General features: G+C 73.7%; 22 protein-coding genes. 11 read left to right on the forward strand and 11 right to left on the reverse strand.

Features of this window, described 5'->3' with window-relative positions; translation table 11 throughout:
- Window positions 1-23: 23 nt before the first annotated feature.
- The 3 genes from AMK29_RS22885 to AMK29_RS22895 all read right to left on the reverse strand — a co-directional run bounded on the left by AMK29_RS22885 (window position 24) and on the right by AMK29_RS22895 (window position 2007).
- The gene (locus AMK29_RS22885; protein WP_073816016.1) at window positions 24-470 is read right to left on the reverse strand and encodes a nuclear transport factor 2 family protein; all 447 of its coding nucleotides are present in this window, start codon (window positions 468-470) and stop codon (window positions 24-26) included.
- A gap of 112 nt (window positions 471-582) precedes the next feature.
- Window positions 583-1455 carry an undecaprenyl-diphosphate phosphatase gene (locus tag AMK29_RS22890; RefSeq protein WP_073816017.1) on the reverse strand — a complete coding sequence of 291 codons (873 nt, stop codon included), beginning with the start codon at window positions 1453-1455 and terminating at the stop codon, window positions 583-585.
- Window positions 1456-1536: 81 nt separating this feature from the next.
- Entirely contained in the window at window positions 1537-2007 is a 471-nt protein-coding gene (locus AMK29_RS22895; protein ID WP_073816019.1) for a winged helix-turn-helix transcriptional regulator, read from the reverse strand.
- 104 nt (window positions 2008-2111) lie between these two features.
- Between AMK29_RS22895 and AMK29_RS22900 the strand changes: the two genes are divergently transcribed.
- Complete coding sequence (locus tag AMK29_RS22900) at window positions 2112-3281, forward strand: thiolase family protein (protein WP_073816021.1); 1170 nt, start codon at window positions 2112-2114, stop codon at window positions 3279-3281.
- A 17-nt stretch (window positions 3282-3298) separates the two neighbouring features.
- On the opposite strand, the gene AMK29_RS22905 is transcribed toward AMK29_RS22900, so the two are convergent.
- Window positions 3299-4078: a TVP38/TMEM64 family protein gene (locus AMK29_RS22905; RefSeq protein ID WP_073816023.1), complete on the reverse strand. Its 780-nt coding sequence runs from the start codon at window positions 4076-4078 to the stop codon at window positions 3299-3301.
- 94 nt (window positions 4079-4172) lie between these two features.
- Here AMK29_RS22905 and AMK29_RS22910 point away from each other — a divergent pair, with 94 nt between their 5' ends.
- The 3 genes from AMK29_RS22910 (at window position 4173) to AMK29_RS22920 (ending at window position 8344) form a co-directional block, all read left to right on the forward strand.
- Window positions 4173-4907: a DNA alkylation repair protein gene (locus AMK29_RS22910; protein ID WP_073816024.1), complete on the forward strand. Its 735-nt coding sequence runs from the start codon at window positions 4173-4175 to the stop codon at window positions 4905-4907.
- Between the two features lie 136 nt (window positions 4908-5043).
- The gene (locus tag AMK29_RS22915; RefSeq protein ID WP_158071353.1) at window positions 5044-7200 is read left to right on the forward strand and encodes a LamG-like jellyroll fold domain-containing protein; all 2157 of its coding nucleotides are present in this window, start codon (window positions 5044-5046) and stop codon (window positions 7198-7200) included.
- Between the two features lie 298 nt (window positions 7201-7498).
- The gene (locus AMK29_RS22920; RefSeq protein WP_073816028.1) at window positions 7499-8344 is read left to right on the forward strand and encodes a spermidine synthase; all 846 of its coding nucleotides are present in this window, start codon (window positions 7499-7501) and stop codon (window positions 8342-8344) included.
- Here AMK29_RS22920 and AMK29_RS22925 read toward each other — a convergent pair.
- Together AMK29_RS22925 and AMK29_RS22930 are read right to left on the reverse strand one after the other, a co-directional pair.
- Window positions 8306-9676 carry an MFS transporter gene (locus tag AMK29_RS22925; RefSeq protein ID WP_073816029.1) on the reverse strand — a complete coding sequence of 457 codons (1371 nt, stop codon included), beginning with the start codon at window positions 9674-9676 and terminating at the stop codon, window positions 8306-8308. The genes AMK29_RS22920 and AMK29_RS22925 overlap by 39 nt on opposite strands.
- A 164-nt stretch (window positions 9677-9840) precedes the next feature.
- Window positions 9841-10938, reverse strand: coding sequence for a hypothetical protein (locus AMK29_RS22930; protein WP_073816031.1), 1098 nt, complete (start codon window positions 10936-10938; stop codon window positions 9841-9843).
- Between the two features lie 108 nt (window positions 10939-11046).
- On the opposite strand from AMK29_RS22930, the gene AMK29_RS22935 reads away from it, so the two are divergent.
- Both AMK29_RS22935 and AMK29_RS22940 read left to right on the forward strand, forming a co-directional pair.
- Window positions 11047-11499 (forward strand): DUF4442 domain-containing protein, encoded by a 453-nt coding sequence (locus AMK29_RS22935; protein WP_198942319.1) that lies wholly within the window; start codon window positions 11047-11049, stop codon window positions 11497-11499.
- A gap of 196 nt (window positions 11500-11695) precedes the next feature.
- A complete protein-coding gene (locus AMK29_RS22940; protein WP_073816034.1) occupies window positions 11696-12355 on the forward strand; it encodes a DedA family protein in 660 nt (219 codons plus the stop codon).
- 80 nt (window positions 12356-12435) lie between these two features.
- Here AMK29_RS22940 and AMK29_RS22945 read toward each other — a convergent pair whose 3' ends face one another.
- Window positions 12436-12963: a gamma carbonic anhydrase family protein gene (locus AMK29_RS22945; protein WP_073816035.1), complete on the reverse strand. Its 528-nt coding sequence runs from the start codon at window positions 12961-12963 to the stop codon at window positions 12436-12438.
- Between the two features lie 131 nt (window positions 12964-13094).
- On the opposite strand from AMK29_RS22945, the gene AMK29_RS22950 reads away from it, so the two are divergent.
- Entirely contained in the window at window positions 13095-13862 is a 768-nt protein-coding gene (locus tag AMK29_RS22950; RefSeq protein WP_073816036.1) for an acyltransferase, read from the forward strand.
- A 113-nt stretch (window positions 13863-13975) separates the two neighbouring features.
- Here AMK29_RS22950 and AMK29_RS22955 read toward each other — a convergent pair whose 3' ends face one another.
- Entirely contained in the window at window positions 13976-14839 is an 864-nt protein-coding gene (locus tag AMK29_RS22955; RefSeq protein ID WP_073816038.1) for a DMT family transporter, read from the reverse strand.
- 106 nt (window positions 14840-14945) lie between these two features.
- On the opposite strand from AMK29_RS22955, the gene AMK29_RS22960 reads away from it, so the two are divergent.
- A complete protein-coding gene (locus tag AMK29_RS22960) occupies window positions 14946-15518 on the forward strand; it encodes a helix-turn-helix domain-containing protein (RefSeq protein ID WP_073816039.1) in 573 nt (190 codons plus the stop codon).
- Window positions 15519-15562: 44 nt separating this feature from the next.
- Window positions 15563-16126: a YbaK/EbsC family protein gene (locus AMK29_RS22965; RefSeq protein ID WP_073816041.1), complete on the forward strand. Its 564-nt coding sequence runs from the start codon at window positions 15563-15565 to the stop codon at window positions 16124-16126.
- Window positions 16127-16152: 26 nt separating this feature from the next.
- Here the strand turns inward: AMK29_RS22965 and AMK29_RS22970 are convergent, their stop codons facing one another.
- The 3 genes from AMK29_RS22970 to AMK29_RS22980 form a co-directional block, all read right to left on the reverse strand.
- Window positions 16153-16599 (reverse strand): CoA-binding protein, encoded by a 447-nt coding sequence (locus AMK29_RS22970; protein ID WP_073816043.1) that lies wholly within the window; start codon window positions 16597-16599, stop codon window positions 16153-16155.
- A gap of 79 nt (window positions 16600-16678) precedes the next feature.
- On the reverse strand, window positions 16679-18223 hold the full coding sequence (locus AMK29_RS22975; RefSeq protein WP_073816045.1) for a carboxylesterase/lipase family protein: 1545 nt from the start codon (window positions 18221-18223) through the stop codon (window positions 16679-16681).
- Complete coding sequence (locus AMK29_RS22980; RefSeq protein WP_073816047.1) at window positions 18220-19731, reverse strand: long-chain-fatty-acid--CoA ligase; 1512 nt, start codon at window positions 19729-19731, stop codon at window positions 18220-18222. Before AMK29_RS22980 ends, AMK29_RS22975 begins: the two co-directional genes overlap by 4 nt.
- A 186-nt stretch (window positions 19732-19917) precedes the next feature.
- Here AMK29_RS22980 and AMK29_RS22985 point away from each other — a divergent pair, with 186 nt between their 5' ends.
- Both AMK29_RS22985 and AMK29_RS22990 read left to right on the forward strand, forming a co-directional pair.
- Window positions 19918-21336, forward strand: coding sequence for a PucR family transcriptional regulator (locus AMK29_RS22985; RefSeq protein WP_241845661.1), 1419 nt, complete (start codon window positions 19918-19920; stop codon window positions 21334-21336).
- A 351-nt stretch (window positions 21337-21687) separates the two neighbouring features.
- Window positions 21688-22323, forward strand: coding sequence for a YigZ family protein (locus AMK29_RS22990; RefSeq protein WP_073816049.1), 636 nt, complete (start codon window positions 21688-21690; stop codon window positions 22321-22323).
- Window position 22324 lies beyond the last annotated feature (1 nt).

Genomic DNA, 22324 nt, shown 5'->3' on the forward strand with positions numbered 1-22324 from the left:
CGGGCCGCACGGCGTCCGGCGGATCACTGGTGCCGGCGCCAGCGTTCGTCGACGACGACCGAGCGCAGCCGCCAGCCGTCGGCGGTTCGCAGGGCCTGGAAGGCGTAGCGTCCCCCGCAGACGAAGTCCTCGCCGGAGGCGAACCGCATCGGGTTGACGTAGTCGGCGCGGACGTCCGCCGCGTCACCCGCTTCGGGATATCCGTGCGCCTCCCGGAAGACGACCCGCCGGTTCACGATGAGGTGCTGGCGTACGGGGAAGAGCGTCATCGTCTCGGCGAGCCAGTCGGCCACCTCGGCGGCGGGGCCCTCCATCCCGCCCGCCCCCCGGTAGTCGGCGCGGCCGTCCGGGGCGAACAGTTCCCGGTAGGCGGTCCAGTCGGCGTCGTCCACGGCCGCCGCGTACCCGGTGATCAGGTCGTCGAGGGCGATTCGGTCCATCACGGTCGCGAGGTCCACGCGCTGCGTCATCGGCTCAGTGTCGAGCAGTGGGCGCCCGGGGCCAAGAGGCGTGCGCGACCTGTGGCGTCGCCGGGAGGGAGCGGGACGGGGCCGGGGGCGCGGCGGCCCCCGGCCGGCGCGGTCAGCCCGCGGACTCGCCCGCGTGGGGGCTGAGGGTGTCCGTGCCGACCAGGACGAACAGCAGGATGCCGAGCAGGATCCGGTAGATCACGAACGGCATGAAGCTCTTGGTGGTGATGAACTTCATGAACCAGGCGATCACCGCGTAGCCGACGGCGAAGGCGATGATCGTGGCGAAGATCGTCGGGCCCCAGGAGACATGGCCCTCGCCGGCGTCCTTGAGTTCGAAGACGCCGGAGGCGAGGACCGCCGGGATCGCGAGGAGGAAGGAGTAGCGGGCGGCGGCCTCGCGGGTGTAGCCCATGAGCAGGCCGCCGGAGATCGTCGCGCCGGAGCGGGAGACGCCCGGGATCAGGGCCATCGCCTGGCAGAGGCCGAAGATCAGGCCGTCCTTCACGCCGAGTTCCTTGAGCGTCTTGCGCTCGCGGACCACCCGGTGGCGGCCGCCGGCCTCGTCGCGTGCGGCGAGCCGGTCCGCGATGCCGAGGACGACGCCCATGACGATCAGCGTGGTGGCGATCAGCCGCAGGTCGCGGAAGGGGCCCTCGATCTGGTCCTTGAACGTGACGCCGAGGACACCGATCGGGATCGAGCCCACGATCACCAGCCAGCCCATCTGGGCGTCGTGGTCGGAGCGCATCGCCTTGTCGGTGAGGGAGCGGAACCAGGCCGAGACGATCCGCGCGATGTCCTTGCGGAAGTAGATCAGGACCGCGGTCTCCGTGCCGATCTGGGTGATCGCGGTGAAGGCCGCACCTGGGTCGTGCCAGCCGGCGAACGCCGCCGTGAGCCGGAGGTGCGCGCTGGAGGAGATGGGAAGGAACTCCGTCAGCCCCTGGACGAGTCCGAGGATGAACGATTCGAACCAACTCATGGGGCTAGGGCCGTCCCGTTATGTACGTGTGCGGTCAGAAGGTCGTGCGCAGCGTACCGTCCCCAGATGAATCGGCCGTGCTCAGGCCTCCTGAGGGTCCGTCGGCCCCGAGGTCGTCCAGCCCGGGGCCCGTACGTGGGCGGTGAGCGTCTCCCGGTCGGCCTCGCCGCCGCAGTGGGCGCACACGAGCCGGGGGCTGAGGACCTCGCCGCAGTCGTGCTCCAGGACGACGGGACGCGCGTCGGCGTTGAGGTGGCGGTCGCCCCAGGCCATCAGTGTCACCAGCACCGGCTGGAGTTCCTCGCCGGCGGCCGTGGCCCGGTACTCGAAGCGTCGGGGGCGCTCGCTGTACGGCACCTTCTCCAGGATCCCGGCCTCGACGAGCCGCTTGAGGCGGGCCGTGAGGATGTCGCGGGGGGCGCCGGTGTTGCGGGCGATCCGGTCGAAGCGGCACACCCCGAGCGAGACCTCGCGGAGCACGAGGAGCGCGTACTTCTCGCCGACGAGGGTGAGGGTGTCGGCGATCGAGCAGGGGCGGGGGGCGGCCTTCATGGGTCCAGCGTAGGGCAGAATGCGAGGAGAGGGTTTGAAATTCCAACCCACTGGGCTATGTTACCGATGAGTGTCGGTCCACTTCTCCAACTCAGGAGCACGCCATGCGCGACGCCGTCATCGTCGAAGCCGTCCGGACCCCGATAGGAAAGGGCAAGGCGGGCGGAGCCCTGTCCCACGTCCACCCCGTCGCCCTCCTCTCCCACACCCTGCGCGCCCTCGTCGAACGCAGCGGCATCGACCCCGCCCTCGTCGACGACGTGATCGGCGGTACCGTCGACCAGGTCGGCGAGCAGGCCATGAACACCACCCGCTACGCCTGGCTCGGCGCCGGATTCCCCGAGTCCGTGCCCGCCACCACCGTCGACCGGCAGTGCGGCTCCTCCCAGCAGGCCGTCCACTTCGCCGCCCAGGGCGTGATCTCCGGGGCGTACGACATCGCCGTCGCCTGCGGGGTGGAGTCCATGAGCCGGGTGCCCATGTGGTCCAACGTGCCGCCCGGCGCCGACCCCTTCGGCCCGGGCGTCGCCGAGCGCTACCCCGAGGGCCTCGTGCCGCAGGGCGTCAGCGCCGAACTCATCGCAGCGAAGTGGTCGATCGGCCGTGAGGCCATGGACGCCTTCGCCACCACGTCGCACACCAGGGCGGCCCGCGCCTGGGCGGCCGGACTCTTCGACGCCGAGGTCGCCCCGTACGAGGACGTCCGCCGCGACGAGTCGGTGCGGCCCGCCACCACCCCCGAGGTCCTCGCCGGGCTCCGGCCCTCCTTCGAGGACCCCGGCTTCGCCGCCCGCTTCCCGCAGATCGACTGGTCCGTCACCGCCGGGAACAGCAGCCCCGTCAACGACGGCGCGTCCGCCGTCCTCGTCATGGCGGCCGACACCGCGAGGAGCCTCGGCCTGCGGCCCCTCGCCCGGCTGCACAGCTTCGCCGTCACCGGCTCCGACCCGCTGCTGATGCTCACCGGTGTCATCCCGGCCACCGAGAAGGTCCTGCGCCGCGCGGGCCTCTCCCTCTCCGACATCGACCTCTTCGAGATCAACGAGGCCTTCGCCAGTGTCGTCCTCGCCTGGCAGCAGGAGACCGGCGCCGACCCTGCCAGGGTCAACGTCCACGGCGGCGCCATCGCCCTCGGCCACCCCCTCGGCGCCAGCGGCACCCGCCTGACCACCACCCTCGTCCACGCGCTGCGCGCCAGGGGCGCCCGCTACGGCCTCCAGGCGATGTGCGAGGCGGGCGGCCTCGCCAACGCGATGATCGTCGAGGCGCTCTGACTCCGACGAGGCCGCTCCTAGCGGACGCCGCCCACCGGCTCCGGCACGCCGTCCGGCTCCGGCACGCCGTCCCCGGCCGGGGCGGGGGACGGGGCCGGAGCCCGCAGACCGTGCCGCTTGCGCCAGGCCACCACCGCGGCGGCCACGCCCGACAGCACGATGAAGCCCGCGGAGAAGAGGAAGGCCGGCGAGCCCGGCGAGCCGGCCTGGGCGCCCGCCACCACGTACGCCGCCGTGTTGGGCACCGAGCCGAGCGCCGTCGCCAGGAGGAACGGCAGGTACCCCATCCGGGAGACCGCCGCGCAGTAGTTGGCCGCCGCGAACGGCACCCCCGGGAACAGCCGGATAGCCAGCATCGAACGGAACCCGTGCCGGCTCAACTGCCCGTCCGCCGCCGTCAGCCAGCGCCCCCGCAGCAGCGGCCGCAGCGCGTCCTGCCCCAGGAACCGGCCGAGGGTGAACGCGATCCCGGCGCCCAGGACCGTCCCCGCCACCGCCGCCGTCAGCCCCGCCGCGGAACCGAACAGCGCGCCCGCCGCCAGATTGAGCACCGGCCGCGGGACGAACGCCGCCGTGCACACCCCGTACGCCAGGCCGAAGAGCAGCACCGCCCCGGGGCCGCTCGTCCGTGGCGGCCAGCCGGAGGCCAGGAACCGCTGCGGCTCGTACGACACCACGAGGGCAGCCGCCGTGAGCAGCAGCAGGGCGAGTAGGGAGAGCCGCGCGCGGGGGGAGAACAGGGCCCGGGAGCAGCGGACGGCGAGGGAGCCCGGCGGCCGGGGCACGGGAGCGAGCATTCGGGGAGAGTAACGGACGCGTCCGTATGATCGCCGTAATGTGCGTCATGTCCCTCCGGGCCGGGCCCCGGACGACCTCAGGGCAGGGAGACCCATGACCGACATCGCGCCGCCGGACACCGGCTCCGGAGACGTGCCCCGCAGCGCCCTCGCCGACACCGTCCTCGACCGGCTCACCACCGTCTACCCGGCCGCCGGAAACCCCTTCCGGGCGCAGGAGATGGTCGCGTACATGAAGGGCGTCGCCCCCTTCCTCGGCGTCCGCACCCCCGAGCGCCGGATCCTGTCCCGCACCGTCCTCGACGGCATCCCCCGGCCCGACGAGACCGACTGCGCCGCCGTCGCCCTGCGCTGCTTCGCCCTGCCCGAGCGCGAGTACCACTACTTCGCGGTCGACTACCTGCGCCGCCATGTGCGGCGCTGCTCCTCAGGTTTCCTGCCCGTGGCCCGCCGGCTCGTCACCACCGTCTCCTGGTGGGACACCGTCGACCACCTCGCCGCCCACGTCGTCGGCGGACTGGTCGCGGCTGACCCCTCGCTCGGCGACCGCATGGACGAGTGGATCGAGGACGAGGACCTGTGGGTGGCCCGCACGGCGCTCCTCCACCAGCTCCGCTTCAAGGGGGCCACGGACGCCGACCGGCTCTTCGCGTACTGCCTGCGCCGGGCGCCCGACACGGACTTCTTCCTCCGCAAGGCCATCGGCTGGGCCCTGCGCGAGTACGCCAGGACGGCCCCCGGCGAGGTCCGCGCCTTCGTCGCCGCGAACGCCTCCCGGCTCTCGCCCCTCTCCGTCCGCGAGGCCCTCAAGCACCTCGATCCCCTCTGAGGGGGCGGGTGCGCCCCCGGCCCTTTCGGGGCGCCACCCGGATTGATCGTCGTCCGACCCGTTTGGAAGAGTCACGGGGCCGCCCTGAGCTCGGGGTGGGGGGATCGGACACCCTCAGGTCCGGTAGCGAGCGATGATGAGAAGAACCTCGGCCTCACGGCTGCACATATGGGGGACCGTTCTGGCGGTCGTCGCCCTGATGGGCGCGCAGGCGGTGCCCGCGGCGGCCGTCACGACGACCCCGGGAGACCCCGGCGGCACCGCCCACACCCGGGAGTCGGTCCGGGCGATGACCTGGAACATCTGCGGCGACGCGGGCGGCAGGATCGCGTCCGACGCCGGATACTGCCCGTGGCGGAACGGCAACACGACGGACGACGGGAAGACCTTCGACGGACCCGCCACGAAGATGGCGGGCGTGGCCAAGGTCGTCAACGACCGGAACCTCAACGTGGTGATGCTCCAGGAGGTCTGCGCCGGCAAGACGCCGGGCGACACCGAAGGCGTCAACCACCTCGACCTGCTCGCCGGCAAGCTCGAAGGCGAGTGGACCTTCGCGTCGGCGGGCATGACCCGGCCCGACGAGCCGTACGCGGAGCCGGAGCGCTCGGGCGTCGAGATGATCGACCAGGAGGGTTCGGACTGCCGCGGACCCGCTCTCACCGGGACGCTGGGCGTCGCCATCGCGGTGAAGGGGAAGATCACCTGGAAGACGGAGACGGACTTCGAGACCCCGCTCGGTCTGACGATGGGCCGAGGGACCGTGCTGTGCGTCGAGGTGGAGGGCTGGGAGAGCCACGTCTGCACCACGCACGTGGCCAACTTCGGTTCGGGCGCCACGTTCGACGGCTATTACAAGGACCAGATCGACACCGTCGCGAACGTGGTGAAGAAATTCCCCTCCGTGGTCCTGGGCGGCGACTTCAACACCAGGGACCAGAACAAGCTCCAGCCGCTCTACAGCCTCATGTCCGAGTGCGACCAGCGGGCCTACACACCTGACGGTACGGACGCCGTCAACGAGCCCACCAAGATCACTCGCAGCAACGTGGTGACGGACGCCAACGGCGGGATCGTGTCCCACGGCTACGAGACGTCGAAGATCGACTACCTCTTCTCGACCGACGCCTTCACCGGCTGCGACTCGTGGACCCAGCTGGGCGACCGCACGGACTACCGCGTGACGGTGCAGCCGACCTGCACCTCCACCACACCCAAGACGAACTGGAGCCCCTGCGACCCCGACCCCACCGCCTACTCCGACCACACCCCGCTCTACGGCTACACCCAGGGCGGCGCGAAGCTCGCCTGGAAGCTCGACGGCGGCCCCGACGCCACCTCGGGCGGGTCCGGCGGCCACACCGGCGCCCTCACGGGCGGCGGAGCGTGGACGGCGGAGCACGGCGGCGCCCTGGAGCTGAACGGCTCCGACGGAGCCGTCACCGCGACCGGCCCCGTCGTCAGCACCAGCCGCAGCTTCACCGTCTCGGCCTGGGCCAAGGTCGACCCCGGCGCCGGCACCTCGGTCGTCCTGTCCCAGGACGGGACCACGATCAGCGGCATGATGCTCTGGTACGGGCAGGACGGCACCTGGCGCTTCGGCCTCCCCAAGGCGGACAGCTCCACCTGGGCCGTCGACCAGGCCGTGGCCCCCGCGACCGCCGGTGTGTGGACGCGGCTGACGGGCGTGTACGACGCGGTCAGCGGTGCGGTCGCCCTCTACGTCGACGGCCAGAAGAAGGCCACGGCCACGCACACGTCCCGCTGGGACGCGAACGGCCCGTTCGTCATCGGCCGGGACAAGGTCAACGGCGTGAACAACGCCTACTTCGACGGCTTCGTCCAGGGCGTCGAGGTCTTCGACCACGCCCTGCGGGACGACCAGGTCGCCTCGCACGCCACCCGGCTGACCGCGCCCACCGACAAGAGCACCCCGCTTCAGGGCGGCGAGTGGGACTCCTTCTCGCAGGGCTGCCACCTCCCGCTCGACTTCTTCGGCGCCGACTTCGGCACGGCGATCGGCCTCACGCCGACGCTCACGGCCACCGTCGACCACCCGGACCCGTCCAAGGAGGTGTGGGCCGAGTTCTCCCTGAGGGACGACACCGCCGGGGCGCAGCCGATCGTGCTGGGCGGACCGGGGTCGGCCAGTGCGCGGGTGCGGGGCGGCGGCACCGTCTCCGTCACCACGCCTCCGCTCGTCCCCGGCCACAGCTATGCCTGGCAGGTGCGCACCACCGACGGAACCGCCGTCTCGCCCCTCGCGGCGACCTGCAACTTCAGGACGCGCTGAGCCCTCGGCGGCCGGTCCCGGCCGGTGGTCACCCACCGGCCGGGGAACCCTGAGCCCCCCACCGGGGTCGGCGCGGCCCGGCCCGGACCGCGCCGGCGGCCGGCCGGGCCGACCCCGGGACGGGTGGCACAGGCGGCCCTGGCCGCACCCGTCGTACCGGCACCGGCTGCCCCTGCGGTAAGGGCACGGGCGGTACCGGCTGCCCCCGGCCGCCCCGACCCCGGCGACACCGGCCGCGCCCGTCGCTCCGGCCCCCCCGCGGCCCCCGCCGCCCCCGCGCCCCCGGCACAATGAGCACGTGAACGAGCAGATCCCCGTCATCCGCGAGGTCGACCAGGGCACCGCGCGCCTCATGCCCGACGTGGATCGGGAGCGGGCCTGGCTGCTGACGGTCGACGGTGCGCCCCAGTCGTACGTCGACCTCGACGACCCGGCGTACCTGGAGTTCGAGTACGCGCGCCGGCTCGCCCATGTCGTCGACGGGGCCGCCGACGACGGCGCGCCGCTCGACGTCCTGCACCTGGGCGGCGGGGCGCTCTCCCTGCCCCGGTACGTCGCCGTCACCCGGCCCGGCTCGCGCCAGGACGTGGTGGAGGCGGACCGGGGGCTGCTGGCCCTCGTCGCAGAACACCTGCCGCTGCCCGCGGACTCCGGTGTCACCGTGCATGCCGCCGACGCCAGGCGGTGGCTGGAGGCGGCCCCCGCCGCCTCGGCCGACCTGGTCGTCGGAGACGTCTTCGGCGGCTCGCGCGTGCCCGCCCACCTCACGTCCGTCGAGTACGCGCGCGAGGTCCGGCGCGTCCTGCGCGCCGACGGGATCTACGCCGCCAACCTGGCCGACGGGGCTCCCTTCCCCTTCCTCCGCTCCCAGCTGGCCACCTTCGCCGCCGTCTTCCCCGAGCTCGCCCTGGTCGCCGAACCTGCCGTGCTGCGCGGCCGCCGCTTCGGCAACGCGGTCCTGGTCGCCTCCGGCCGGGAGATCGACCTCGCGCACCTCGCGCGCCGGGCCGCCGCGGACGCCTTCCCCGCGCGCGTGGAGCACGGAGAGGCGCTCGCCCGGCTCACCGGGGACGCGGAACCGGTCCTCGACGCCGGGGCCGTACCCTCACCCGTCCCGCCGGACGGCGCCTTCGGCATCGGCTGAGGCGGAAGGGACGGCGGCGACGGAAGCGGAGGCCGCGGGCGCGTGCGCCGGACCGGGCAGGGGAGCCGGGCCCGGGATCTCCTTCGTGTGCGGACGCCGGGTCAGGTTCCGTACGTCCGGCACCACCAGGACCAGAGCCGTGACGAGCACCATGAGCGCCGCCGCGCCCCACAGCGCCTCGCTCCGGCCGAACGCGCTCTCCGCCGGGCCCGCGAGCGCCGTGGTCAGCGGCAGCAGGGCCGTCGAGCCGAACCAGTCGTAGGCCGAGACCCGGGACAGCTTCTCCTCCGGGATCTCCTGGTGCAGGGCCGTCATCCACGAGACGCCGAAGACCTCGATGGCCACGCCGCTCACGAACATGGCGGCCGTCAGCCCCACCGCGTCGAGCGGCACGGCGAGCGCCGCCGACGGCAGGGCGATCGGGAACACGCACAGCGTCCCGACGAACAGCATCCGCCGCGGCTTCCACCGGGCCATCAGGACGGCGCCGGCGAGCGTCCCCACGCCGTAGGCGGCGAGCGCGATGCCCCAGGGCCGCGCGCCCCCCAGGTCGGACCGGGCGACCAGCGGCCCGTACACCGACTCGACCGCCCCGATCAGCCCGACCACCACCGAGAACTGGGCGACGATCGACCAGAGCCAGGGCCGGCCGACGAACTCGTGCCAGCCCTCCCGCAGATCGGCGAAGAGGCCGCCGCCGGGAGCGCGGTCGGGGATGCCGCTCACGTCCAGGAAGGCGCGCAGTCCGCCCGCGACGGCGAAGGCGACCGCGTCGATGAGCAGCACCCAGCCGGGACCGACGAAGGCGACGAGGGCGCCACCGAGCGCGGCGCCGCCGATGGTCGCGCTGTGCATCGCCATCCGGAAGACGGCGAAGGCACGGCTGGCCTGCTCGCCCGTGACGCTGGACAGCAGCATGCCCTCCGCCGCCGGGTTGAAGAAGGCCTGGCCGGTGCCGCAGAGCGCGGTGAGCACCATCATCTGCCAGATGCGGGCCTCGCCGGCGAGGACGAGCGCGGCGAAGACGGCCTGCGAGACGCAGTTGAGGGTGTTGGCGGCGACCATCACCCGGTGCCGGGGCACCCGGTCGGCGACGGCGCCGCCGATGAGCAGGAAGAGGACGAGCGGCAGGAAGCGCGCCATCGCCACGAGCCCCACGTCGCCCGCGTCGCCCCCGGATTCGAAGACCGCCCACGTCGTGGCGATGAGGGCGCCGTGCGTGCCGAGGTTGGTCACGATCGTGGCGGCGGTGAGGAGGACGTAGTTGCGGCCGGCCCACTCGGGGCGGCGGGAACCGAGCGGGGTACGGCGGGAGGGGGCGGCACTGTTCACCCCGGGACTATCCCTGCCGACCTGCCCCGATGCCAAGCCGTTATCCGGCCCGCGCCCCGTCGGCCAGGCCTTTGCCGGCTGGGTGGACCGGCCCCGCGCCCCGTCCGCCGGGCCGTCGTCCGCTCGGCGGACCGGGCACGTGACCGGTCCGCCGAGCCGACGGGTCAGGACTCCGGTGCCAGACGGACCGTCGAGAGGATCTGCCGGATGGTGGCGTCCGGCAGCTCGCCCGCGACACCGTCGGCCGCGTAGAGCACCCAGGTGGTGAAGTCGCCCGCGGTGTTCTTGAAGGTGAAGGCGATCGACTTGCCGTCGGACTCGCACTTGTTGCGCTTCTTGACGCCCGGCGCCGTGGCCGTCGCCATGCTGCCGGTGAGCCCGGATGCCGTCTTGTAGGGCACGGCCTTGGTGATCTTGATGGTGTTCTTCGGCATGTGCTGCGCGTAGCCGCCCCACACCCACGAACCGGCCTCGCCGTACGCGGCGTCCGCGGTGTTCTTGGCGCCCTGGCCGCCCTTGGTGCCGGCGGTGCTCAGGCCCCAGGTCTCGGGAGTCCCGTTCTTGTCGACGTCGTACGTGCACCACTCGCCCTTGAGGCGCGTCGGCGACGTCATCGTCATCAGCGGGCTGCCGTCGTTCTTCTTCTCGTCCTCGAAGGCCGTGATCATCCCGGGCTTCAGGACCTCCCACTCCGGCGGAACGTCGAAGAGGGTGTTGTACTTCGGGTTGTAGACGACCTTCCAGCCGGGGATCGTCGGCTGCTGGGCGGCGCCGTCACGCGGGTTGGCGAGCGACGGGGAGCCGCTGGGCTCCGTCGACGGGGCCGCCGGCGCGGAGGGTGCCGCGGACGGGTTCTTGCCGCCGGCCGTCGGCTGCTCCTCGTCCCCGCCGAGCACCAGGTACCCGGTGACACCGGCCGCGACGACCACGGCGAGCGCGGCGACGATCGCCACGAGCGTCGTCTGCTTCTTCTTCCCGCCGTCCGGCCCGCCGGGCATGCCCGGACCCGGCACCGCGTACTGCTGCGCCACGGTCGGCTGCTGGTACGGGTTCGGCTGGCCGTAGCCGGGCTGCGGGTAGCCGGGCTGCGAGGGCGGCGGCTGTTGCGGGTAGCCGGGCTGCGTCGGCGGCTGCGGGTACCCGGGCTGGGCCGGTGGCTGCTGATACGGGTTCGGCTGCTGGTACCCCGACTGCTGGTAGGGGTTCGGATTCTGGTCCTGCGGGTTCTGCTCGCCCCCGGGCGGCTGCTGTCCTGGCCACATGGCCAGTAACCATAGAGGTGCGGGGGCGCCGCGACCACGCCCGCCCCGGCACCGTGGGCCCGCGAGGGTATGGCCAAGGACTCCTACTCATGGGTAACATCGCGGACCATGAGCGCAGACCAGATGTCCGTCGGCGAGATGCTCGCCGCCACGGTCCCCATGGCCGGAACCCTGAACCTGGAGTTCCTGGAGACCACCGCCGAGCGTGCCGTCGTCCGCCTGCCGGACCAGGCCGCCTACCACAACCACGTCGGCGGCCCGCACGCCGGCGCGATGTTCACCCTCGCCGAGTCCGCCAGCGGCGCCATCGTGCTCGCCGCCTTCGGCGACCAGCTGAGCCGCGCGGTGCCGCTCGCCGTCCGGGCCGAGATCGGCTACAAGAAGCTCGCCATGGGCGTCGTCACCGCCACCGCCACCCTGGGGCGCCCCGCCGCCGAGGTCGTCGCCGAGCTCGACGCCGGTGAGCGGCCGGAGTTCCCGGTGCGGATCGACATCACCCGCGAGGACGGCGCCGTGACCGGCGAGATGACCGTCGTCTGGACCCTGCGCCCGAACGCCTGACCCCGGAGCGCCGCGCGCCGCCCCCGTACCCCCTGGGTGCGGGGGCGGCCGTGCTCCGCACCACACGGCACCGGACCGGGCACCCCGCCACGACCGGGTAGGCTGCCCCGGCGTGCCCGCCGCGGTGCGCGCCCGCGCCAGGGCCCCCGACCACGGGCCGGCGCGGCAGGGGCAGTCGAAACGGGAGGAAGCCGCGTTGCACGTCCAGGAGTGGCTGGAGACGATCCCCGCGGTCGCCGTCTACGTCCTCGTCGGGGTGGTGATCGGGCTGGAGAGCCTGGGCATCCCGCTGCCGGGCGAGATCGTCCTCGTGAGCTCGGCACTGCTCGCCTCGCAGCACGGCGACATCAACCCGTGGGTGCTCGGCGCCTGCGCCATCGCCGGCGCGATCATCGGTGACTCGATCGGCTACGCCATCGGCCGCAAGGGCGGGCGCCCGCTGCTCGCCTGGCTGGGCAGGAAGTTCCCCAAGCACTTCAGCGAGGCGAACATCGGCCTCGCCGAGCGCTCCTTCCAGAAGTGGGGCATGTGGGCGGTCTTCTTCGGCCGCTTCGTCGCCCTGCTCCGCATCTTCGCCGGGCCGCTCGCGGGCGTGCTCCACATGCCGTACTGGAAGTTCCTCATCGCCAACGTCTTCGGCGGCATCCTCTGGGCCGGCGGCACGACGGCCGTCATCTACTCGGTCGGGATCGTCGCCGAGGCGTGGCTGAAGCGCTTCTCGTGGCTCGGCCTCGTCCTCGCCGTCCTCATCGGTGTCGGCTCGATGCTGATCATCAAGAACCGGGCCAAGAAGGCCGCGGCGGAGCGCTCGGAGGCCGCGGAGCCGGCTCCGGAGCCGGTCGCGGTGGCCGACTGACCCCCTGCGGCCCACGGAAAGGAGGGCGGCACCCCGTCGACGGGGTACCGCCCTCCTTTCCGTGTCCCCGGCCCCACGGCTCAGTCCTCGAAGGCCTCGGCGTGACTCTTGGCGAGGTGCAGATACATCTCGGCGTTGAGCCTGATGCCCGCCTGCTCCTCCTCGGTCAGCGGTCGGCGCACCTTCGCCGGGACGCCGGCGACGAGCGACCCCGGCGGGATCTCCATGCCCTGCGGGACGAGCGCCTGCGCGGCGACGAGCGATCCGGCGCCGATCCGGGCCCCGTTGAGGACGGTCGCCCCCATGCCGACGAGGACGTCGTCCTCGATGACACAGCCGTGCACGGTCGCGTTGTGACCGACGGTCACCCGGGCCCCGATCGAGACGGGGAAGCCCGGGTCGACGTGAACCGTGGAATTGTCCTGGATGTTGGCGTCCTCGCCGACCTCGATCGGACCGCAGTCGGCCCGGAGCACGGTGTGGTACCAGATGTTGGCGCGGGGGCCGAGCGTCACCTCGCCGAGGACCACGGAGGTGGGGGCGGTGAAGGCGGTCGGGTCGATCCGCGGCTCCTTGCCGCCCACACCCTTGATCAACGCCTCTGTCATGGTTCGCTCCTGATCGTCAGCCGTCATGTCACGCCCGGGGGTGCCCCCGGCCGCACCCTATGCCGTGCTCATGACGGACATCACAGCGCACCGCGCCGATCAGGCAGGACGGCGCCGACTACGGTGTCCGGGTGCCCAGGAACAGAAACACGTTCTCCTCTCTCGCCGCCTGGCGGCGCCGGGTCCTCACGCGTGCGGTGCAGGGCGGCTGGCGCTGGGTGCAGGAGGCCGGCTCCGTCACCGCCGAGCACCCCGGGAAGCTGCGCTTCCGCCGTCTCGGCGCGGGCACCCGGCTCGCCTTCCCGCAGGGCACGGTCTTCGGCGAGCGGTGGATCGAGATCGGCGAGTGCTGCATCGTCGCCGAGCAGGTCACGCTGACGGCCGGGATGCTGCCGGGCCTCGACCTCGGGACCGAGACGGTACTGACGCTCGGTGACGGGGTCGTCCTCGGCCGGGGCAGCCATGTCATCGCCGACGCGAAGGTGACCATAGGCTCCGACACGTACTGCGGCCCGTACGTCTACATCACCTCGACCAACCACAGCTACGACGACCCGGACGAGCCCGTCGGCCGCCAGTGGCCCCGCTCGGCGCCGGTCACCATCGGCCCCGGCTGCTGGCTCGGCACGGGCGCGGTGATCCTCCCCGGCGCCCGGCTCGGCCGGAACGTGGTCGTCGCGGCCGGCGCGGTGGTACGCGGTGAGGTGCCGGACCACTCGGTCGTGGCGGGCGCCCCGGCCCGGGTCGTCCGGGGCTGGGACCCGGAGAAGGGGTGGCAGCCGCCGCTGCGCACCCCGGCCCCGGTCCCGATCCCGGAACACGTCACCGCCGCTCAGCTGGAGGCGCTCGCTGCCTGGGAGGCCGGGCGGAAGGGCAGCTCCGAGACCGTCTCCCCGTGAGACGCCAGGGGCGCCCGTGACGACCCGGGGCTGACGACCGGGCCGGACGGCCCCTGTCGGTGACTCCCCGGTGTGTCGATCACGAGCGTTGTCGACGCTCGTGATCGACACACCTAGCCCGTCGCCAGCAGGACCGTGCCCACCAGGGCGAGGCCCGCGCCCGCCGCCTGGATCGCGCGGAGACGTTCCTTCAGGACGCCCCGGGCCGCGAGGGCCGTCACCACGGGGTAGAGGCTGGCGAGGACCGCGGCGACGGTGACCGGGCCCTGTTGGGCCGCGATCGCGTACGTACCGTTGGCGGCGACGTCGGCGAGGCCGACGAAGGCGAGGGCCGGGAGCGCCGCGCGGATCACGCCGGGACCGCCCTCGGGAAGGGCCGCGCCGCCGCGCTTCACGGAGGCGTACAGGGCGCCGCCGCCCACCACGACGTTGGTGACCCGCTGGACGAACAGGGCGAGGAAGAGGCCGGTGACCGTCGTGGAGGCCTCGGCGATGAGCGCCATCACCGAGCCGAAGCCGAAGGCCGCGACCAGGGTCAGCAGCACGGCCTGCCGCTGGACGGGCGCCCCGCGCAGTTCGGGCCCGCCGGCGAGGACCACGCCGAGGATCGCGACCCCGATCCCGGCGAACTGGAGCAGTCCCGGCCGGTCGCCGACGAGGAGGCCGACCGAGACGGGGACGACGACGCCGAGCGAGCCGAGCGGGGAGACCACGCCCATGGGGCCGAGCGCGAGCGCCTTGTAGAAGGCGAGCATGGCCGCGGGGCCCACGACGCCCGCCCCGACGGCGTACCAGAGCTGCGGGCCCGCCTCCGTCCATGCGCCGGTCGCGAGGACGACGGCGCCGAGGACGAGGACCGCCAGGAGCTGCGAGACGACGACGACGGTGAGCGCCGGTATGCGGCGCGTGAGGAGCCCACCGCCGAAGTCGGCGAGGCCCCACAGAAGGCTGGTGGCCAGGGCGAACAGGGCGGTCATCGGAGTCCTCGCAGTCACGGACGGCAGTACAGTGCAGTGAACCATCGGGTGCACCCCACCGTAGTTCAATAAAATGAACTCTGTCATCCATCATATTGGACGGAATGTGTCGGACCTCGATCAGCTCACGCAGTCGCTCGCCCGGAACCTGAAGCGCTGGCGCAAGGAGCGGGGCCTCACCCTGGACGCCCTCGCCGCACGGGCCGGCGTCAGCCGCGGCATGATCATCCAGATCGAACAGGCCCGGACCAACCCCAGCGTGGGCACCACCGTGAAGCTGGCCGACGCCCTCGGCGTCTCCATCACGACCCTCCTCGACTACGAGCAGGGCCCCCAGGTCCGGCTCGTCCCGCCCGACCAGGCCGTCCGCATGTGGTCCACCTCCACCGGCAGCCACACCACGCTCCTCGTCGGCACCGAGGCGCGCGGCCCCCTGGAGCTCTGGTCCTGGACCCTCATGCCGGGCGACGGCAGCGCCTCCGACCCGCACCCGGAGGGCACGGTCGAGCTGCTGAACGTCACCTCCGGCGTCCTCACCCTCGTCGTCGACGGCGAGGAGCACACCCTGCCGGCCGGCACCTCCGCCGTCTTCGAGGCCAACGCGAACCACGCCTACCGCAACGACGGCACCGAGCCCGTCGAGATGACGATGGCCGTCTCCATCCCGCCCGTACGCTGAGACGGACGGCCGTGCGCCGTGCGCCGCTTGTTAGCGTGAGGCGCATGCGCGCACCCATCGGAGACTTCGCCGACGCCACGCCCGCCCCCGACGGTCTCGACCTGCTGACCGGTCCCGTCGCCGCCGCCGTCCGCGCCTGGACGGGACCCGTACCGGCCGATCAACTCCTGTACGTGGACACCGACCCGGCCATCGCCGACACCGCCGTCTTCGTGGCGCACCACGGGCCCGAGCTGCTCGACCGGTCCGCCAACTGCGTGATCGTCGCGGGCAGACGCGGCGACAGCACGACCCTGGCGGCGTGCGTCGTGAAGTCGGCCGACCGGGTCGACGTCAACGGGGTCGTACGCAGGCATCTCGGCGCCCGCAAGGCCTCGTTCGCGCCGATGGACACCGCGACCGGCGAGACCGGCATGGAGTACGGAGGCATCACCCCCGTCGGCCTCCCCACCGACTGGCCCCTCCTCGTGGACGCCGCCGTCGTGGACATCGAGTGGGTCCTGATCGGCAGCGGCCGCCGCCGCGGCAAGCTGATCCTCCCGGGCAAGGCGTTCGCCCAACTGCCGGGCGCGGTCGTCGTCGAGGGGCTCGGCGTCCCCGTCGGCTGACCCCGCGCCGGATCAGCCCAGCCGGATCAGCCCAGGCCGAGGCGCGGGATCTCGATCGCGGGGCAGCGGTCCATCACCATGTCCAGGCCCGCCGCGCGGGTGCGGGCGAACGCCGCCTCGTCGATCACGTCCAGCTGGAACCAGACCGCCTGGGCGCCGATCGCGACGGCCTCGTCGGCGATCCCGCCCGCCAGCTCGCTGTTGACGAACACGTCGACGACGTCGACCGGGAAGGGGATGTCGGCGAGCGAGGCGTAACCCTGCTCGCCGTGGACCGTCTCCGCCTTCGGGTGGACCGGGACGATCCGCTTCCCGAAGCGCTGGAGGACGGCCGCCACGCCGTACGCCGCCCGCCCCCTGTTCGAGGAGAGCCCCACCACCGCCCACGTGTCGCCGGTGGACGTGAGGATCCGCCGCACCGCCTCCGACGCGGAGTACTCGGTGGGTCCCGTGGTCGTGGTGTCGACGCTCATCGTCTCTGCTGCCCTTCTCGGCGTGGCCCGTACTCCCCGGTCAACGAGCCGCCCCGGGCCGTGATTCCCCGGCGGACGATCAGCCCTCCCACGCCCGGCGTTCCGCCTCGCGCGGGGCCTCCACCACGGACGGAAGGGCCGGGCCGAAGGTCATCACCGGGCGGCCCCGGTCCCACCGGCGCCAGCCCGGGTCGCCCGTCGCCGCGAACGCGACCCAGGCCGCGTGCATCGCCGCCGCCAGCTCCCGGGGCGCGTCCGGGCCCGTCAGGGCGCGGGTCTCCGGCAGGCCGAGGGTGTCGAAGACGAAGCCGAGTTCCAGCGCGTGACAGGCGCCGAGGCCCAGGACGGGGGAGCGCCAGGCGAACTCGTACAGATACGTCCCGGCGGGCGCGCCGCGGCGCAGCCGGGCGTCCGCGAGGGCGTTCAGCGGGATCCGCAGCAGCTTGTCCGTGGCGAGCGCACCCAGGACCTCGCCCGGCTTCTCGCCCCTGCGACCCGCGCGGTACACCCGGGCCGTCCGGGACGGCACCTTCGTCCTCCACAGCAGGAGCCGCTGGGCCACGGGGCCGACACGGTCGACGAGCCCTCCCGGCACGAACCACAGCCGGTACTCCTCCGTCGTGGTGCCCATGAGCAGGTCCACGTCCGCCGAGTCCCCGGCCGCGAGCGCCTCCGCCGGATCGCGGGGCACCACCTCGCCGTCCACCACGACCTGGAACGCGTGGCCGCCTGTCAGCGGCGACCCCTTGCCGGTCACCTCCGTCTGCGCGTCGAGCAAGGTCTCCGGGTCCACGCGCGCGAACGCCTCCGCCGTCGCCGGCATCCTCAGCCGCGCGGCCACCGCCTCCGTGGTCCGGCGGGCCGTGGCGGGCGGCTGCGCGACCGGGGCGCCGCTCTGCACCACCGCCCGCCGGAACAGGCCCGCCGCGAGGGGCGAGGCCAGCAGCGCGGCGATGCAGATGGCGCCCGCCGACTCGCCGAACACCGTCACCCGCTCCGGGTCCCCGCCGAAGGCCGTGATGTTCTCGCGCACCCAGGTCAGCGCGGCGATCTGGTCGCGGAGGCCCAGGTTCGCGGGGGCGTCGGGGAAGACGCCGAAGCCCTCGACGCCGAGCCGGTAGTTGACCGAGACGAGCACCACCCCGTCCCGGGCGAAGGCGGTGCCGTCGTAGACCGGGACCGCCGAGGAACCATGGATCAGGGAACCGCCGTGGATCCACACCATGACCGGCCGCCCGCCCTCCGGCGTGGCCGGTGCCGAACCGTCCGGGGCCCGCGAGCCGTCCGAGGCGCGTGAACCGTCCGAGGGCCTCGACCCGTCCCCCTGCGCCGAACCGTCCCACGGCGCCCAGACGTTCAGGTTCAGACAGGCCTCGCCCTCGATGTCCGGGTCGGGCAGGAGCGCGTCCAGCGGCGGGGCGTACGGCCGCTTCGGCGCCGTCGGACCGAAGGCCGTCGCCTCCCGCACCCCGTCCCAGGGCGCGACCGGCTCCGGCGCCCGGAACCGTAGCCGCCCCACCGGGGCACGGGCGTAGGGCACACCGAGGAAGGCGGCCACGCCGTCCTCCAGGGAGCCCCGCAACGCCCCGTACCGTGTGCGGACCTCAGCTACCCGCTCCGTCATCGACCCCCACCTTCCCTCGCGCCGTCGGAGTGCGCCGCCAGTGCCCGCTTCAGGACCTTCCCCGTCGGGCCCAGCGGCAGCTCCCCGACGAAACGCACGATCCGCGGGTACTTGTGGCGGCCGAGGCGCTCGCGCGACCAGTCCACGAGCTCCTCCTCGGAGAGCGGGGCGCCCTCCCGGCGTACCACCACCGCGCACACCTCCTCGCCCTTCGCCTCGTCGGGGACGCCGACGACCGCGACCTCTGAGACCGAGGGATGGCGCACGAGCACCTCCTCCACCTCGCGCGGGTAGATGTTGAAGCCGCCCCGGATGACCAGGTCCTTCTTCCGGTCGACGATCCGCAGGAAGCCGTCCTCGTCCCGTACGCCCAGGTCACCGGTGCGGAACCAGCCGTCCACGACCGCCGCGGCCGTCGCCTCCGGGTCGTTCAGGTAACCGGCGAAGACGTTGTGCCCGCGCACCACGACCTCGCCGACGGCGCCGTCCGCGAGCAGGACGACCTCCCGGTCGACGGCCGCGTCCGCGATGCCGACCTCGACGCCCCACACCGGATGCCCGACCGTCCCGGGCCGCCGGCCGATGTGCGGCTGGTTGAACGTCGCGACCGGCGAGGTCTCCGTCAGGCCGTACCCCTCCAGGACCTGCGTGTCGAAGGTCTCCTCGAAGCGCTCCAGGACGGCCACCGGCAGCGCCGCCCCGCCCGACACGGCGGCGCGCAGGGCCGCCGGACGCACCTCGGCACCCGCCGCGGCCTCCACCAGGGCGTGGTACATCGTCGGCACCCCCATGAAGACCGTGACGCCCTCGTCGGCGAGGACCCGCAGGGCCGCAGGGCCGCTGAACCGGGGCATCAGCACGAGCGTCGCGCCCTGGCGGAGGGTGCCGTTCATCGCGCAGGTCTGGCCGTAGCTGTGGAAGAGCGGCAGGCAGCCGAGGACCACGTCACCCGCACCGAGACCCAGCAGGTCCTGCGAGGTCACCGAGGCGTTCATGACGATGTTGAGATGGGTGAGCAGAGCCCCCTTCGGGCGGCCCGTCGTCCCGCTCGTGTACAGGATCACGGCGATGTCCGACGGCTCGGCCGGCTCGGGCGCCGCCAGCGGCTCCGCGGCCGTGGGCGCCCCGGGGAACGCCCGCACCCCGGCCGCCCGCGCCGCCTCGTCGGCGACCGCCCACAGCGGCCCGCCGCTCACGATCCCCACCGCGCCGCTGTGCTCCAGGACGTACCGCACCTCGTCGGCGACGAGCAGCGCGTGCACCGGGACGACGGTGGCCCCTGCGGCGAGCGCCCCGTAGTACACGCGGAGGAACTCGGTCGTGTTCGGCAGCAGGACGGCCAGCCGGTCGCCCGGCTTCACCCCCGCCTCCCGCAACCCGGCGGCGCAGCGCAGCGCCTCGGTCCACAGCTCCCCGTAGGTGAGCCGGGTCGCGCCCTCGACGACCGCGATCCGGTCGGGGAAGTGACGGGCGGACTCGCCCAGCACGCCGGCGACGCTCAGTGACATGACACGCTCCAGGGACGCGGAGTCAACAGCTCTGTTGACGATCGGTGACACGGCTCAGAATCCGTCCCGCCACCACCCGGACGCCATGTGCAATCGCCCATCATGCGGCGCCCCCGGCTGGGCAGCGGCCCCGCCGACCCGCGTGAGCCGTGGCATTCGCCTAATCACGCGGCTACGGTGCCAGCCATGACGCACAGCTCGTCCGCACCCCGTGAACCCGCGGGCGCGCGCTCACGCGGGAACCGGATCCCCCCGGGCGGCTCCGGCGGTGACCACACCCCCCTGGCCGGCTCCGGCGGCTCCGGTGGGGCCCACACGCCCCTGAGCGGCTCCGGCGCGCTCCGGCGTTCCCTCGCCACGGCGATGCTCGCCGACATCGACCGGCTCACCGACCGCGCCGTCGACGACATCCGCGCCCACTCCGGTACGTACGCCTCCGACGCCCCCGTCACCCGCGAGGACCTCTGGGAGATCTGCCGCGACAACCTGCTGCGCGCCCTCCAGGACTTCGGCGGCCTCACCGCGACGGGCGGCGACTTCGAATGGGCGGCCCGTGAGACCGGCCGCCGCCGCGCCGAGCAGGGAGTGCCGCTGGACACCGTCCTCCAGGCCTACCGGCGCGGCGGGCGCGTGCTCTGGCAGGTCATGGCCGAACACCTCAGGGTCAGGGCCGGGCGGGACGCCGACAGCCGGGACGTCGAGCTCGACATGGCGAGCGGTGTCTGGGAGACCATCGACCGCTACTCGGTCGCGATGGCCGACGCGTACCGGATCGCCCAGCTGGAACTCCAGAGCCGCCAGGACACCCGGCGCGTCGCGCTCTTCGAGGCACTGCTCGACGGTCGCGCCGACGACCCCGCCGTCGCCTCGGCCGCCGCGGCCGCGCTCGGCGTCCCCGCGGTCGACCGGTACGTCGTCGTGGTCGCCGCGCAGGACCCGGCCGCGCCCCCGCACCCCGCGCCCGCCCTGGAGGCACAGGGCATGTGGTCCTTCTGGCGGCCCCGATCCGGCCGGTACGCCGGCATCGTCAGGCTGCCCCGCCGCGACGTGCCCCCCGGCAGGCCACCGGCCACCGGGCCCGGCACCGACCCCGCCACGCGCGCGCTCCTCGCCGCCCTGCGCGAACGGACCGGGGCCACCGCGGGGGTCTCCCCGGAGTTCGAACGCCTCTCCCACGCGGGCCGCGCCCTGCGGCTCGCCGAACAGACCCTCCGCACCCTCCCGGCGGGCAGCGGCGACATCGCCGTCTTCGACGACCGGCTCGCCCAGGTGCTGCTCAGCGGGCGCGCCGACATCGCCGAGCGGATCGTCACGGTCCACCTCGGCCCCGTCCTCGCCACCGGCGGCGAGCGGGCCGCGCTCCTCTCCACGCTCCGCGCCTGGCTCGACCACGGCTGTTCGGCCTCCCGGGCGGCGGAGCAGCTCTACTGCCATCGCAACACCGTCCTCAACCGCATCGGCCGCATCGCCGAGCTCACCGGCCGCTCCAGCGAGTCCGGCGAGGCCCGCCTCGGCTGGGCCCTGGCCCTGCGCGCCCTGCCGTACGCCGGCGTCACGACCACCCCCGAACCGGCCACGACCGAGCCCGACACCGAAGGGCCGTAGCCGCCGAGCCGGTCGCCGTCCGGCCACGGCCGAGCCCGACACCGCAGGGCCGTAGCCGCCGAGATGCCGTCCGGCCACGACCGAGCCCGACACCGACCGGCCGTAGCCGCCGAGGCGGTCGCCGCCGAGCACGCGCCGACGAGCCGCAGCCCCCTACCCACCCGCCGAAGCCCATTTCCGACCGGCCGAGGCCCGCTCCCGCCTTGCCGCGCGGCGCCCCCCGCCGAGGCCCGCTCCCGACCCGCCGAGGATCGCCCCGACCCGCCGCGGGCCCGCGCCGGACCCGACGGCCCATGACCCCCCGCCCCGGCCGCCGAACGGCACCGCGGCGGCGGAACGTAGGCTGGCCGGATGCAGGAGCAGTACCGCACGCTCGCCCGCGAGGGTGTCCACGAGACCGAGATCAACCGCTCGCGCTTCCTCTGCGCGCTCGCGCCCGTCGCCGACGAGCGGGAGGCGCAGGAGTTCGTCGCGCGCGTCCGCAGGGAGCACCCGACCGCCAGCCACAACTGCTTCGCGTACGTCCTCGGCGCCGACGCCTCCGTCCAGAAGGCGAGTGACGACGGCGAGCCCGGCGGCACGGCGGGCGTTCCCATGCTCCAGATGCTCCTGCGCCGCGAGACGCGGTACGTCGCCGCCGTCGTCACCCGCTACTACGGCGGCGTGAAGCTCGGCGCGGGCGGCCTCATCCGCGCGTACGGCGGCGTGGTCGGGGAGGCGCTCGACGCCCTCGGCACGGTGACCCGGCAGCGGTTCCGGCTCGCCACCGTCACCGTCGACCACCAGCGTGCGGGCAAGCTGGAGAACGACCTGCGGGCGACCGGGCGGGCCGTCCGCGACGTGCGGTACGCCGACGCCGTCACCATCGAGATCGGCCTCCCGGACAGCGACGTCCCCGCCTTCCGCGCCTGGCTGGCCGACGCCACGGCGGGCACCGCCTCGTTCGAACCGGGCGGCGAGGCGTACGGCGACGTCCCCGGCGCGTGAC

Source organism: Streptomyces sp. CB02261, from assembly GCF_001905665.1.
GTDB lineage: Bacteria > Actinomycetota > Actinomycetes > Streptomycetales > Streptomycetaceae > Streptomyces.

Coding starts and splice junctions, on each gene's coding strand:
- AMK29_RS22975 (WP_073816045.1), bottom strand. CDS start 18,223: ATGACGGAGCGGGTAGCTGAGGTCCGCACACGGTACGGGGCGTTGCGG.
- AMK29_RS22990 (WP_073816049.1), top strand. CDS start 21,688: ATGCAGGAGCAGTACCGCACGCTCGCCCGCGAGGGTGTCCACGAGACC.
- AMK29_RS22965 (WP_073816041.1), top strand. CDS start 15,563: ATGCGCGCACCCATCGGAGACTTCGCCGACGCCACGCCCGCCCCCGAC.
- AMK29_RS22935 (WP_198942319.1), top strand. CDS start 11,047: ATGAGCGCAGACCAGATGTCCGTCGGCGAGATGCTCGCCGCCACGGTC.
- AMK29_RS22985 (WP_241845661.1), top strand. CDS start 19,918: ATGACGCACAGCTCGTCCGCACCCCGTGAACCCGCGGGCGCGCGCTCA.
- AMK29_RS22970 (WP_073816043.1), bottom strand. CDS start 16,599: ATGAGCGTCGACACCACGACCACGGGACCCACCGAGTACTCCGCGTCG.
- AMK29_RS22910 (WP_073816024.1), top strand. CDS start 4,173: ATGACCGACATCGCGCCGCCGGACACCGGCTCCGGAGACGTGCCCCGC.
- AMK29_RS22900 (WP_073816021.1), top strand. CDS start 2,112: ATGCGCGACGCCGTCATCGTCGAAGCCGTCCGGACCCCGATAGGAAAG.
- AMK29_RS22905 (WP_073816023.1), bottom strand. CDS start 4,078: ATGCTCGCTCCCGTGCCCCGGCCGCCGGGCTCCCTCGCCGTCCGCTGC.
- AMK29_RS22885 (WP_073816016.1), bottom strand. CDS start 470: ATGACGCAGCGCGTGGACCTCGCGACCGTGATGGACCGAATCGCCCTC.
- AMK29_RS22980 (WP_073816047.1), bottom strand. CDS start 19,731: ATGTCACTGAGCGTCGCCGGCGTGCTGGGCGAGTCCGCCCGTCACTTC.
- AMK29_RS22890 (WP_073816017.1), bottom strand. CDS start 1,455: ATGAGTTGGTTCGAATCGTTCATCCTCGGACTCGTCCAGGGGCTGACG.
- AMK29_RS22915 (WP_158071353.1), top strand. CDS start 5,044: ATGAGAAGAACCTCGGCCTCACGGCTGCACATATGGGGGACCGTTCTG.
- AMK29_RS22930 (WP_073816031.1), bottom strand. CDS start 10,938: ATGTGGCCAGGACAGCAGCCGCCCGGGGGCGAGCAGAACCCGCAGGAC.
- AMK29_RS22955 (WP_073816038.1), bottom strand. CDS start 14,839: ATGACCGCCCTGTTCGCCCTGGCCACCAGCCTTCTGTGGGGCCTCGCC.
- AMK29_RS22945 (WP_073816035.1), bottom strand. CDS start 12,963: ATGACAGAGGCGTTGATCAAGGGTGTGGGCGGCAAGGAGCCGCGGATC.
- AMK29_RS22895 (WP_073816019.1), bottom strand. CDS start 2,007: ATGAAGGCCGCCCCCCGCCCCTGCTCGATCGCCGACACCCTCACCCTC.